The organism is Serratia sp. 22278 (genome assembly GCF_052045405.1).
In the GTDB taxonomy this organism is placed as follows: domain Bacteria; phylum Pseudomonadota; class Gammaproteobacteria; order Enterobacterales; family Enterobacteriaceae; genus Serratia; species Serratia marcescens.
The window spans coordinates 102,669-116,429 of record NZ_JBQEOW010000012.1 but is presented as its reverse complement, the minus strand read 5'-3'; the positions used below and the strand labels follow the sequence as shown (position 1 = coordinate 116,429).

Here is a 13,761-nt window from a genome sequence, read left to right as displayed (position 1 = left end):
ATTATGCGAGTTCCTCGACAACAGAAAGAGGAACCGTACCCGATTCTCGCTGTGCGCATTCATCCGATACGATTCCTCCTTCCAGGGGCTGACTATTCTTCGCTGAACAAATCGCCGCCGTGCATGTCGATCATTTCCAACGCCTTGCCGCCGCCGCGCGCCACGCAGGTCAGCGGATCTTCCGCCACTACGACCGGGATGCCGGTTTCTTCCATCAGCAGGCGATCGAGGTTGCGCAGCAGCGCGCCGCCGCCGGTCAATACCATGCCGCGTTCGGAAATGTCGGAGGCCAATTCTGGCGGGCACTGCTCCAGCGCCACCATCACCGCGCTGACGATGCCGGTCAGCGGCTCTTGCAGGGCTTCGAGGATTTCATTGGAGTTCAGGGTAAAGCCGCGCGGTACGCCTTCGGCCAGGTTACGGCCGCGGACTTCGATTTCGCGCACTTCGTCGCCTGGATAGGCAGAACCGATTTCGTGCTTGATGCGCTCGGCGGTGGCTTCGCCGATCAGCGAGCCGTAGTTGCGGCGCACATAATTGATGATGGCTTCATCGAAGCGGTCGCCGCCGATGCGCACGGAAGAGGAGTACACCACGCCGTTCAGCGAGATCACCGCCACTTCAGTGGTACCGCCACCGATATCCACCACCATGGAGCCTGTCGCTTCGGAGACCGGCAGACCTGCGCCGATCGCCGCCGCCATCGGCTCTTCAATCAGAAACACTTCGCGCGCGCCGGCCCCTTGGGCGGATTCGCGGATCGCGCGGCGTTCAACCTGGGTCGCGCCGACCGGCACACAGACCAGCACGCGCGGGCTTGGGCGCATGAAGCTGTTGCTGTGAACCTGTTTGATAAAGTGCTGCAGCATTTTTTCGGTCACGAAGAAGTCGGCGATCACGCCGTCTTTCATCGGGCGAATAGCCGCGATGTTGCCGGGGGTGCGGCCCAGCATCTGTTTGGCGTCATGACCGACGGCCGCAACGCTCTTTGGGGAGCCGGCACGATCCTGACGAATGGCAACCACCGAAGGTTCATTCAGTACGATGCCTTGCCCTTTAACATAAATCAGGGTATTGGCGGTACCCAAGTCGATGGACAAGTCGTTGGAAAACATGCCACGAAATTTCTTAAACATAACGAAAGGATAATCCTGCAAGCTGGGGGCGGAAAATAAAATCCGCCTACTTTACCAACCACACGAAGCAGCGACAAGGCGCAAAAACGTTCTACTTCGGTGAAAAATAGTCTGTATTGTTTCTGCTCGAATGCACGGAAATTGGATGAGGCCTGAATTCCCTGAACAAAGGCTCAGTTTACCACCCTGTCAACGCACGAAACGGCGTAACACAGCTCATAAAATCTAACATATTCCCTGATTGCCGCCGATGGTAAGCACCTACCAACGCCAACCAGATAAAAGCTGACAAGAGCCTATCTCAAATAGGCGTTGTTGTCGCAGGCAGTTTGGAAAAAACTCCAAAAAGACGGTAACGAGGCCCAGATGGATCCGGCCCTCATTCTACGTCAATTTTTGTCCGTCAATCAGCTTAAACGCGATAACGACGTGAATATTTTTTACGCCCCACGTCGATAGGTTCCGGCGATGCGAAAAAGTCGCCCTGCCCGCCATGGATCCCACGCTCTTTCAGCGTCTGCCATTCGTTGCGCGTGCGTACGCCGGCGGCGAACACCTGAGCGCGCGTGCCCGCGCAGGCGCCGGTCAGGCTCTGCACGAACAGCTGGTTTTCGTCCCGCTTATCGATGCTCCGCACCAGCCCCGGGTGGAGCTTGACGATCTCCACCTGCAGCGACTTGATATAGGACGTACTGACCACGGTTAAACCCGCTTTGGACACCGCGAGACGGCAGCCCAGCCCTGACAGCAGCCTCAGCACCGGACGCAAACGGTCGATATGTTGACACACATCTGCCTCCGCAAGTTCAATCAGAATTCGCCGACGTTGGCTTTTTTCGCATTGCAACAGCGTATCGCGCAGCCAGCGCTGGAAAGAGCGCTGCAAAATCGAGTCCACGCACAGCGGAAACGCCAGCGTTTCCTCGGGCCACTGCGCCAACAAGGGAATGATGCGGCTCACCTGTTGGCGATCGTAACTCTCCGCCAAGCCGAGCTGCTGCACCAGCGGCATATATTCCGCCGGCAGCAATTCCTGGGTGCCGTCATGGATCCGGCTCATGATCTCACGATGGTGCACCTCGCCTTCCACGGTCACCGCCGGTTTCTGATACAGCCGCGGGCCACCGCGCGCCAGCACCTGTTCCAGCAGCGTGCGCCACTTGACGCTGCCGCGCCCCTTTTCCGGCACCTGGCTGTCGTACACATACCACCCGTTTTCGCCCTGCAGCGTAGCGTGGCGCGTCGCCTGCTCCGCATAGTCGATCACCTGCTCGGTGGTTTGACCGCTGCGGTACGCCACGATGCCGATGTGCAGGAAGGCCTCGCGATCGATCAGCGCCGTGGAAGGCAAGGCATCGATGGCGTTGACCAGCTGTGAAGCGATGCCGTCGGCTTCCTTCAGGGTTCGATGCGGCAACAGCACGGTAAAATCGCTGTGGAAGTAGCGCGCCAGCAGCGCCGACGGGTAGCGCATCACGAAGGTAGACAGCAGGTTGACCAGCGAATACATCAGCTCTTGCACCGCCACGCTGCCGTGCGTCTCGCGCAGGGTCTCGAAATCGGGCAGCCGCACCATCATCACGATGCCGTGCGAGCCTTCATCTTCCAGCTGAGTGGTCAATTGGTTATCGAAGAACAGGCGATTATTCAGCCCGGTTTTGGCGTCCTGCGCGGCGAAGGCGCGGATCAGCGTATCGACCCGGCTGCGCTCTTCCCGCGCTTCCGCCAGATCGGCCAGCAGGCGGTCGAGCGCGCCGCTGACGTTGGCCGGCCACTCACGCACGTCGCCCTGCATGACGTTTTCACGCTCGCCGTTCAGAATGCGCCGCGCGCGGCGTTCCAGACGATCTTCGCCGTCGGCCTGCTCACGCAGCCAGCGCAGGCTGAACAGCAAAATCACCACCATGACGACGATCGACAGCGTGACGGCGGCGGTGGATTGCAGCGTGCGCACGTCGCTGGCGAAGGGATCGAGGTAGGTGATGTGCAGCGTACTGCCCGGGTGCTGCAACAGAGTTCGCGAGACCTGACGATAGCCGTTCAGCGCATCCCAGGGCTCTTTTTTCAGCGTCGGCAATTTATAGTCGAGCAGTTGGCTGGTCCCGGCCTCTACGCGGATCGACACAATGCCGAGCGGGCGCATGACAATCGGCAACCACTTCTCCTGATCGCGCGGCGATTCATGCAACATGGCTTGATCGAGAGAGGTGGCCAGCGAATCAAAGCGGCGCTCCTGGCGATCCTGGGTAACGTAAAAGAAGCTGTATGAGCACCCCATCAGCATCAAAAACATCGCCAGCGCGACCAACAGAGTGATCAATGCAGAGAGTTTGGTGGTAAATCGCATCCCTGTGCCTTGTCCGCTATGGTTAAGTGAGTGTGCCCCTTTAGCTAAAAGGAGCCGTCCAACCCTAACAAGCCTTGCCGAGGAATAAAACCTGCAAGCGCCGTTTTTGTCCTTTATCAGGACTTGGGCCGCTTATTATGCATATAGTCAAATAAATGTGATTCAGCCATTGATAGAAAAGTGTAAACGAGAGGAAGAGTGACATGCGTGCACTGTTATTGGAACAACAAGACGACCAAACTCTGGCTCATATCAAAGATATCGGCAGCGATCGGTTGCCGGAAGGCGATGTCACCGTCGACATCAACTGGTCCAGCCTAAATTATAAGGATGCGCTGGCGATCACCGGCAAAGGCAAGATCGTGCGCAACTTCCCGATGGTGCCGGGCATCGATTTCGCCGGCACCGTGCGCCACAGCCGCGACGATCGCTTCAAAGAGGGGCAAAGCGTGGTGCTCACCGGCTGGGGCGTGGGCGAACACCACTGGGGCGGCCTGGCCGAGCAGGCGCGCGTCTCCGGTGAGTGGCTGGTGCCGCTGCCGAACGGGCTGGATGAGCGCAAGGCGATGATCATCGGCACCGCCGGCTTTACCGCCATGCTGTGCGTGATGGCGCTGGAGGAAGGCGGCGTGCACCCGGACGACGGCGATATCCTGGTCACCGGCGCCAGCGGCGGCGTGGGCAGCACCGCCATCGCCCTGCTGGCGGCGCTGGGTTACCGGGTGACCGCCATCAGCGGTCGCGACAGCAATACCGAGTACCTGAAAGCGCTCGGCGCCAAAGAGGTGATGTCGCGCGATGGCTATATCGAAACGCCGCGTCCGCTGGAGAAACAACTGTGGGCCGGCGCAGTGGACACCGTCGGCGATAAACTGCTGGCGCGGGTGCTGGCGCAGATGAACTATAACGGCACCGTCGCCGCCTGCGGCCTGGCGGGCGGTTATCAGCTGCCGACCACCGTGATGCCGTTCATTCTGCGCAACGTGCGCCTGCAGGGCGTGGATTCGGTGCATACGCCGCTGCACCGCCGCCAAACCGCCTGGGAACGGCTGGCCGGCATTTTGCCGGACAGCTTCTATCAGCAGGCCACGCATGAAATCGCCCTCGAGCAGGCGCCGGCCACCGCCGCCGCGCTGCTGAACAACCAAATCACCGGCCGCACCCTGGTGAAAATCCGCTGACCTTCTCCCCCCCGACAACGGGGGGAGTTCTCCCGCTTCTGCGAAATTTCATATTTTCCCGCGCCCCCTCGCTTCCGGCCGGCTTTAGCGCCATGCTTATTTCATGAAGACCCGTCAGCCGCTCGCGGACGGCGGGCTCAGTCGCGGAGAACATAAGCATGAACAAACACCCGAAATTAACCGAGGCCGACGTCACGCCGGAGAGCGTGTTCCACCAGCGGCGCAAGGTGCTGCAGGCGCTCGGCATCACCGCCGCTACGCTGGCGCTGCCTACCGGCGCGCAGGCGGACCTGCTGTCGTGGTTCAAGGGCAACGATCGCCCCAAGGCGCCGCCGGGCAAAGCGCTGGCATTCAGCAAACCGGCCGCCTGGCAGGCGCAGCTGGCGATGACGCCGGAAGACAAGGTGACCGGCTACAACAACTTCTATGAGTTCGGCCTCGACAAAGCCGATCCGGCCGCCAACGCCGGCGGGCTAAAGACCGAAGGCTGGAAAGTGCGCATCGATGGTGAAGTGGCGAAACCGATCACGCTGGATATCGACGATCTGATGAAGCGTTTCCCGCTGGAACAGCGCATTTACCGCATGCGCTGCGTCGAGGCCTGGTCGATGGTGGTGCCGTGGATCGGTTTCGAGCTGGGCAAGCTGATCAAGCTGGCCGAACCGAACAGCAACGCGCGCTACGTGGCCTTCCAGACGCTGTACGATCCGGAGCAGATGCCCGGCCAGAAAGATCGCTTTATCGGCGGCGGCCTGAAATATCCCTACGTCGAAGGGCTGCGGCTGGACGAGGCGATGCATCCGCTGGCGCTGCTGACCGTCGGCGTATACGGCAAAACCCTGCCGCCGCAAAACGGCGCACCGCTGCGGCTGATCACGCCGTGGAAATACGGCTTCAAAGGCATCAAATCGATCGTGCATATGCGTTTGGTGCGCGATCAGCCGCCGACTACCTGGAACCAATCCGCGCCGAACGAGTACGGTTTTTACGCCAACGTGAATCCGCACGTTGATCATCCGCGCTGGTCGCAGGCCACCGAGCGCTTTATCGGCTCCGGCGGCATTCTCGACGTCAAACGCCAACCGACGCTGCTGTTCAACGGTTATGCCGACCAGGTAGCGTCGCTGTATCGCGGCATGGATCTGCGGGAGAATTTCTAAGTGCGCCTGACGCCTGTTCATATCAAATGGCTGAAAGCCGCCCTGCATCTGGCGGCGTTTTTGCCCTTTTTGTGGTTGGTGCTGGCAGTGGATCAAGGCTGGTTCAGCGCCGATCCGTCCAAGGACATCCAGCATTTCACCGGCAGGATGACGCTGAAACTGCTGCTGGCCACGCTGGCTATCGCCCCGCTGGCGCGCTACGCCCGGCAGCCGCTACTGATCCGCTGTCGCCGTCTGGTGGGGCTGTGGTGCTTTGCCTGGGGCACGCTGCACCTGATAAGCTACTCCACGCTGGAGCTGGGGCTGAGCAATCTCGGCCTGCTGGGCAGCGAACTGGTGAACCGGCCCTATCTGACGCTCGGCATCCTCACCTGGCTGATCCTGCTGGCGCTGGCGGCCACGTCGACGCTGTGGGCGATGCGCAAACTGGGCGCCAAATGGCAAACGTTGCACAACTTCGTCTATCTGGCGGCGATCCTCGCCCCCATCCACTACCTGTGGTCGGTCAAAACCTTTTCTCCCCAGCCGTTCATTTACGCGCTGTTGGCGGTGGCGCTGTTGGGCCTGCGTTACAAGAAATTCCGCGCCTGGTGGCGCTGAATCCCACGGCGATACGCGTTATCGCCGTAGAAAAACGCACGCCGCCGTCGGGAACTTTTTCTGTGTTCCAGCGCTCATATTCCCGTCGCGGCCCCCCGAGTTGGTCGATTTGGGGTTGAATATCTTCGCTGATAAGACCAGTATTTAGCTGCGAATTGCTACGATATCGTTATAATGCCCGACCTTGTTTCTGTTCTCAGGGTGAATTTGCCCCTTAACAGGTGACAAATCGGTAACATCGGGTTATTTTCTACGATGATGGTTTTATTGCCGGAGATACCAGCACAATGGCGGATAAGTTTCACATTTTGCTTCTGAACGGCCCCAATCTCAATCTGCTGGGGACGCGTGAGCCGGAGAAGTACGGCAGCACGACGCTGACAGAGATTGTTAACGGATTGGAAAACCAGGCATCCGCATTGGATATTACCCTGAGCCATCTGCAGTCCAACGCCGAGCATCAGCTGATCGATCGCATCCATCAGGCGCGCGGCAACACCGATTTCATTCTGATAAACCCGGCGGCGTTCACGCACACCAGCGTGGCGTTGCGCGATGCGTTGCTGGCGGTGCAGATCCCGTTCATCGAGATCCACCTGTCCAACGTGCACGCCCGCGAACCTTTCCGCCATCACTCTTATCTCTCAGACGTAGCGGTAGGCGTGATTTGCGGCCTCGGCGCGGATGGCTACGCTTTCGCTTTACAGGCAGCGGTTAACCGTCTGTCGAAAACCCACTAATTGCTCCACAAAAAGAGTACGGAATCACACTCATGGATATTCGTAAAATCAAGAAACTGATCGAACTGGTTGAAGAATCAGGCATTTCTGAACTGGAAATCTCTGAAGGCGAAGAATCGGTTCGCATCAGCCGTGCCGCACCGGCGCAGGCTTATCCCGTCATGCAGCAGGCTTACGCGATGCCGGCACAGCAGCAGCCAGCCCTGGCTACCGCCGTTGCCACCGCGCCTGCGGCAGAAACCCCTGCAGCACCGGCGGCCGTGAGTGGCCACGTCGTTCGTTCCCCAATGGTAGGCACCTTCTACCGCACCCCAAGCCCGGACGCGAAAGCCTTCGTGGAAGTGGGCCAGAAAGTGAACGCCGGCGATACCCTGTGCATCGTTGAAGCCATGAAAATGATGAACCAGATCGAAGCGGACAAGTCCGGCGTCGTGAAAGCCATCCTGGTGGAAAACGGCCAGCCGGTCGAATATGACGAGCCGCTGGTCGTCATCGAATAACGAGGCGCCCCCATGCTTGATAAAATTGTTATCGCCAACCGAGGCGAGATCGCGCTTCGCATCCTGCGTGCCTGTAAAGAACTGGGCATCAAGACCGTTGCGGTTCACTCCGCGGCCGACCGCGATCTGAAACACGTGCTGCTGGCCGACGAGACCGTCTGCATCGGTCCTGCGCCATCGGTAAAAAGCTACCTGAACATCCCGGCCATCATCTCGGCGGCGGAAATCACCGGCGCGGTGGCGATCCACCCTGGCTACGGCTTCCTGTCCGAGAACGCCGACTTCGCCGAGCAGGTTGAACGCTCCGGTTTCATCTTCATCGGCCCGAAAGCCGAAACCATCCGCCTGATGGGCGACAAGGTTTCCGCGATCAACGCCATGAAAAAAGCCGGCGTGCCATGCGTGCCGGGCTCCGACGGCCCGCTGACCGACGACATGGATAAAAACCGTGCCTTCGCCAAGCGCATCGGTTATCCGGTGATCATCAAGGCCTCCGGCGGCGGCGGCGGTCGCGGCATGCGCGTGGTGCGCAGCGACAAAGACCTTGAGCAGTCCATCAACATGACGAAAGCGGAAGCCAAAGCGGCTTTCAACAACGACATGGTGTACATGGAAAAATACCTGGAGAATCCGCGTCACATCGAGATTCAGGTATTGGCCGACGGCCAGGGCAACGCCATCTATCTGGCCGAGCGCGACTGCTCCATGCAGCGCCGCCACCAGAAAGTGGTCGAAGAAGCGCCGGCACCGGGCATCACCAGCGAAATGCGCCGCTACATCGGCGAGCGCTGCTCGAAAGCCTGCGTGGAAATCGGCTACCGCGGTGCGGGCACCTTCGAGTTCCTGTATGAAAACGGCGAGTTCTATTTCATCGAAATGAACACCCGTATTCAGGTAGAGCACCCGGTTACCGAAATGATCACCGGCGTGGATCTGATCAAAGAGCAGCTGCGCATCGCTGCCGGTCAGCCGCTGTCGATCAAACAGGAAGAAGTGAAGATCCACGGCCACGCGGTAGAATGCCGCATCAACGCCGAAGATCCGAACACCTTCCTGCCGAGCCCGGGCAAGATCACCCGCTTCCACGCGCCAGGCGGTTTCGGCGTGCGTTGGGAATCTCATATCTACGCCGGTTATACCGTACCGCCGTACTATGACTCCATGATCGGCAAACTGATCACCTTCGGCGAAAACCGTGACGTGGCGATCGCCCGCATGAAAAACGCCCTGGCTGAACTGATCATCGACGGCATCAAAACCAACGTTGAGCTGCAGCAGAAGATCATGAACGACGAAAACTTCCAGCACGGTGGCACCAACATCCACTATCTGGAGAAGAAGCTGGGTCTGCAGGAAACCTAAGGCAGCCACGCAGCATCGTCTGACGAAAGGCCGGTTAATCACCGGCCTTTTTCTTTTCTCACGCCCGCCTGATTTTTTTCATTCAATCGCGCAAAATAGAATCAAACCTTCACAGATAACTTTCTCTTCACATTTATCGAGCACCTCCCCCATATCACCACAAAAAACATAACACACTGTTTTTAAATAAAAAATATTTAACCCATAGCTTGAAAATAAATATTAGCAAGAAAAAAACTCAACCCATCGCATTTTCACACGCCATAAGCTTTAACAAAATTAACGTATTAATTACAAAGCTTGACCCCGATCACATCCGCTCGGTGATAGCCCGTGCTATTGTCGCCGTCGATCGAATGCAGCGCGCTCTTTTTCTCTTTTTATTTATCCTTTTTATTGACTTAGATGAGTATGTCTTAATGAGCCATGTAACTGAATACGACCGTAAGCCCGTGTTTTCCCAGTACCACCGTGCTGACATGGAAACCATAAAAAGCATTAAGGAAAACGGGATTGAGAAGCTTTTGGGCGAAGTGAAGAATTTCCGCGCCAATGAGGAAATGAACCGCTTTATTCCCGAACAGGCACGCCTGGCAGTAAGCTGGGTGCGTCTGGCGAAAAACGAAAAGCTGGATGTGCATGTTCATCCAATATCTTCGCTGTATATCATTTGTGAAGGGGAAGCGATCCTGCTGGGAGACGGCGTTGACCGCCGGGCCGTTCCAGGCGATGTCATCTGCATTCCGCCAGGCGCGGATCACGGCTTCATCGGCGCGGGCGACAACGGCTACTGGGGGCTGTCAATCCAGTTTGAGGAGCGCGGGCTCTATGAAGACCCAAGCAAGCCGCTGGTGACTTTCGATCAAGATCCCTACGCTTACTACCATCAGCTTAAAGCGCATAACGCCCGCTACATCGAGCGCTACCAGGACAACAAGATCTTTACCGCATTCGCCAAGGATAAAACGTTCTCCGAGGCGAAAAAATCCTTGTTCCTGGACTACCTGCAGATCCTGTCCGATCAGTTCCAAAAAATGGTGCTGCTGCGTAGCGCACTGTGTGAAGACGTTCGCTTCTCACGTTTCTTCAGTGAGCATCTGAAAGAAGAATTCGGCCATGACGAAGTGCTGCGCAACAGCCGCGATAACCTCCAAGTTCGCGAAGACGCGATCTTTGAAGCACTGTGCATCTGGTTCAACCACCAGATGATCACGCTGGATAATCTGGAACAGGCTATCCTGGTGCACTTTGTCATCGAAGGTTCGGCTTTCGTTTTCTATAACAACATCAAACACGTGTTCGATCCGAGCAAACAGAACCATTTCGAGGATCACTCCGAATTCGATGGCGATCATCAGGAAGTGGATAAAGCGTTCTTCAAGGGGATGACCGAAGAACAATTCCAGCGTGTCAAAGCCGTACTCGATAAAGGGTGGAGCATGGTTGAGAAGCAGTATGCAAGACTGGCCGAACTGATCGAAGCATAAGCCGGGCAGGTCATCAGGAGCGGTCATGAAAATTGTTTTATTGGGATTCGGCGGCATTGGGCAAGAGACGCTAAACGCGCTGTTAAGTACGACCGAGCGACGTGGCAGCGTCAATGAAGTCGTGATCATCTGCCGAAATACCGAAAAGTATTCAGCCGTTTGCGAAGATATTCTTGATGGCCTGCTGGCGGAAGCGCTCTTCTCACGCCATAACCGAACGTCTTTACCCAAGATTGTTGTGACGGATGACTACCGCCACATCGAGGGGGCTGGCGTGATCCTCTGTTGCTATGGCGTGCCTTCAACCTTTCCGATGCATGACCGCCAGGCGTTGCTGGACGATCACGTACGGCTCAGCGAGGCCATTTTTAGCCGAGCCAAACCCTTCATTGCTCCCGGCTGTCACATCATCAATGCGGTCAATCCGGTGGATAGCATCAGCTATTACATCGATAAAATCCTGCTCGACTCTCGCTGCCGGGTGATAGGTATCGGCGCCGCGCACAATACCGCCAGGCTGCTGAAAAGCATCTGCCGCATTTCCGGGATCGACATGCAGCGCATCGACACGCGTAGCCTGACAGTCTGCGGCGAGCACGGCGCCGGGTTGGTGCCCTTGCTCAGCCAGGTAACAACCGACGAGGGACCGCTGAACCAGGTACTTTCGGCACAGGCGCTGGCGCAAATCGTCACCGATACCCGCAATCAAGGGTTGGACATATTTCACAAAATGCGGCGCCCTCCTAAATATGGCCCGTCCGCCTCCATTCTTATCTTGCTTGAGCGCATCATCCAACGGGACGAAACCCCCTGCTGCGGTTCGGTCTGGCTACCGGAACTGGGCGTGTTCATGTCCTGGCCGCTGGCTCTGCGCGACGACGTCTTTACGCCGCTGTCGCTGATGCCCAATCAGGATGAACAACAACAAATCCACCAGGCGGCGCTCAAGTTAAAAAACATCATCCAAGGTTTTAGCTGATGACGACCGATCAAACCAGACAGACTTTCCGCGATCTCTACATGCCGTTCCGCCCTGAGTATCGTTTTCTTTCGCCACTGTACGGGGTGCTCTGGTGCAACAACGAACTCGCGGAAAAGTATTACCGTTTTCTTGGCGCCGATCACCCGATCGGCCAGGTGGCGCGCGCGTTGTTCTACCGTACTGACCTGGTCGAGTTTGACGTAAGCAAAGAGGTGAAGAACCCGTTCACCTGGTTTTCCCCCTCTACCCTTGCACGGCTGGTGGCTTTCATGAGCAGCCAACGTTTCACTGACAATGATATCGCCTCGTTATATCAGCATGTACGAGATGAAACGGACTTTCACGCTGCCATTGAGCAGCAACATCGGCTTTCTGTGCAAATACGCCGGCTTTGCGACAGCGTGCTGCAACAGTTCGAGGACACAAAAGCGCAGATCGCGGCCGCAGAACGCGAAGCGCTCTCCCTCGGCGCCCATTTGAAAGCGCAAGAAAAAGCGCTGAACCAGATCCTGCAACAGGCGGAAAATGCCGCCAAAGCGCAGCCGTCACGGATCCCGCCACTTCGAACCGCGATCGCCGCGCTAAAAGCCGGTAAAAAAGCGCTGGGCAAGAGCGCTGCGGAGAATAAAGAGGCGCAACTGTTGGCGCTCAATGCCGAAATCGCCGAGCTGGAAGCACGCGTGAATGCGGCGCAGCAAGAAGCCGTGCATCAAGCCGGCCTGTTCCCCGCCTGGCAAAACGCGCAGGCCGCCGTCGAACATGCCCGCCGGCAAAAAGATGAAGCCACCTTGCGCGCCAGCATGCTGGCGGAAAGTTTTACCGAAAGCACCGTCGCACGGCTGCAAACTGAGGGATTCAGCGCCGACTTCATTGCATTGCATCTGCCTTTCAACAAGTATCACCGCTATCTGCCGCGACGTGTGCAGGATTACGTCGGTATCCACTGTGCAGATCGCGACAGCTTGCTGGCCGAGTTGCACAATTTATGTCGTTTACTGATCGCGGCCAGCCGCACCGCCGGGCACGACAGAGAGGTGTTTCATTTGCTCAACGCGGCGCTGTGGCTGAAATGCAAGGGTAACTTCGGCAAGTTGACCGCCTACATGCAGCAACTGCGGGAGCTGAGCGGGGAGCTGTTCGGCGAAACGGCGACGGGCGAGACGCACTTCCCCGATCGCTGCCATGACTACTACGATCGCGAAGTGTACGGCCGCTATTTTCCGCCGCTGTGCATCACCAAAACCTGCCGCCCCGCGCCGGATTCTGACGTCTCGTTCTCAGATTGCGGGGAGAGTTCGCTGCGCAACTTCATCAATGTCCTGGTGAAAAACCAAGCAAGCGCGCAGCTTGACGCCGGAATACTCAAACGCAGCGGCCTGGCTGTCGATCCGCGCGTCATCGCGTTCTATGAAAAAAACCCTCGTTTGGAAACGATCAGAAGCCAGGAAGTACATAACCAGTGGGCTGAGATTGCCTCATCACTCAATGCACGCGACAGCCGAATCAAATACCTGACGCCAGGCAAAGACGCCTATTGCGAGTTGGCCGCCGGCGGTAACAACATGCAGCATATGCTGCAAGCGCTATTGGGCGAAGCTGATATCGCCACCATTTGCCGCAGAATCGCCTCCTCTTCCGGCATCGATATTCGTTGCGATCTCAGCGAATTCCACCCGGAACGGCACGATCTGGAAGACTTCACCAACGTTGTTCGCCTCGAATTCGACGGCAAATATGTCTTTCACTGGTATTTCCTCAAACAGCATTTCCGCTGCGCTTCGGCAGATCTGTTCAACGAAGAGGAAAATTATGTACGCCAGGCACTCGCCATGCTGAATGACGAGATGAAACAGGGCCGTCTGAATCGCGACCAGTTCCGCGCACTGCTCAGTTTCCATCTGAAAGAGAAGCCCGTGGCGCAAGTCAAAATGATATTCGACAGCCTTGGCGCTACCCTCGTCGGAGATGAAATGACGTTCTTGATGTTGGGTAAATTGAACTCCGTCGATTCCATGTTTGAATACTGCATGAACGTTCTGGCGATTCCAACGCTGGCGCATAGCGCGCCAGTCTCGGCGACTGTCGCCGCGATTATTCAAGGCATCAGCCCGCATCCGGTTATCTTCGATCAGCGGAAAAATCTCATCGCGAGGATTAGAGAGGCCGGAGTGACGCCGTTACTCACTCTGGCTAACCGATGGGAAAAGGAAAGTTTGGAAAAGGTGTAATACACTCGGTTCAACAGACGACGAGCAACATTTAAGGA

Annotated in this window: 11 protein-coding genes; 9 read left to right on the top strand and 2 right to left on the bottom strand. The window is 57.3% G+C overall.

Annotation, left to right across the window (positions count from 1 at the left end; all coding sequences use genetic code 11):
• Positions 1–92 precede the first annotated feature (92 nt).
• Positions 93–1,136, bottom strand: a complete 1,044-nt coding sequence (mreB, locus tag ACTJJ6_RS19550) for a rod shape-determining protein MreB (RefSeq protein ID WP_003855260.1) — start codon at positions 1,134–1,136, stop codon at positions 93–95.
• A 412-nt stretch (positions 1,137–1,548) separates the two neighbouring features.
• Positions 1,549–3,483: an RNase E specificity factor CsrD gene (csrD, locus tag ACTJJ6_RS19545; protein WP_151254430.1), complete on the bottom strand. Its 1,935-nt coding sequence runs from the start codon at positions 3,481–3,483 to the stop codon at positions 1,549–1,551.
• 203 nt (positions 3,484–3,686) lie between these two features.
• Between csrD and acuI the strand changes: the two genes are divergently transcribed.
• From acuI to ACTJJ6_RS19500, 9 genes are all read left to right on the top strand, one after another.
• Entirely contained in the window at positions 3,687–4,664 is a 978-nt protein-coding gene (gene acuI / locus ACTJJ6_RS19540; RefSeq protein WP_016930239.1) for an acrylyl-CoA reductase (NADPH), read from the top strand.
• Between the two features lie 158 nt (positions 4,665–4,822).
• On the top strand, positions 4,823–5,824 hold the full coding sequence (msrP, locus tag ACTJJ6_RS19535) for a protein-methionine-sulfoxide reductase catalytic subunit MsrP (RefSeq protein ID WP_016930240.1): 1,002 nt from the start codon (positions 4,823–4,825) through the stop codon (positions 5,822–5,824).
• Positions 5,825–6,424 (top strand): protein-methionine-sulfoxide reductase heme-binding subunit MsrQ, encoded by a 600-nt coding sequence (msrQ, locus tag ACTJJ6_RS19530; protein ID WP_016930241.1) that lies wholly within the window; start codon positions 5,825–5,827, stop codon positions 6,422–6,424.
• Between the two features lie 287 nt (positions 6,425–6,711).
• Positions 6,712–7,164 carry a type II 3-dehydroquinate dehydratase gene (aroQ, locus tag ACTJJ6_RS19525; protein ID WP_004936891.1) on the top strand — a complete coding sequence of 151 codons (453 nt, stop codon included), beginning with the start codon at positions 6,712–6,714 and terminating at the stop codon, positions 7,162–7,164.
• A 32-nt stretch (positions 7,165–7,196) separates the two neighbouring features.
• On the top strand, positions 7,197–7,664 hold the full coding sequence (accB, locus tag ACTJJ6_RS19520) for an acetyl-CoA carboxylase biotin carboxyl carrier protein (protein WP_004936889.1): 468 nt from the start codon (positions 7,197–7,199) through the stop codon (positions 7,662–7,664).
• Between the two features lie 12 nt (positions 7,665–7,676).
• Complete coding sequence (accC, locus tag ACTJJ6_RS19515; protein WP_004936886.1) at positions 7,677–9,026, top strand: acetyl-CoA carboxylase biotin carboxylase subunit; 1,350 nt, start codon at positions 7,677–7,679, stop codon at positions 9,024–9,026.
• Positions 9,027–9,235: 209 nt separating this feature from the next.
• Positions 9,236–10,513, top strand: coding sequence for a cupin domain-containing protein (locus ACTJJ6_RS19510; protein WP_228009767.1), 1,278 nt, complete (start codon positions 9,236–9,238; stop codon positions 10,511–10,513).
• 25 nt (positions 10,514–10,538) lie between these two features.
• Positions 10,539–11,492 carry a lactate/malate family dehydrogenase gene (locus tag ACTJJ6_RS19505; RefSeq protein WP_049299916.1) on the top strand — a complete coding sequence of 318 codons (954 nt, stop codon included), beginning with the start codon at positions 10,539–10,541 and terminating at the stop codon, positions 11,490–11,492.
• Entirely contained in the window at positions 11,492–13,723 is a 2,232-nt protein-coding gene (locus ACTJJ6_RS19500) for a cell envelope integrity protein TolA (RefSeq protein ID WP_079451606.1), read from the top strand. The genes ACTJJ6_RS19505 and ACTJJ6_RS19500 overlap by 1 nt, the downstream gene beginning before the upstream one ends.
• Positions 13,724–13,761: the final 38 nt, after the last annotated feature.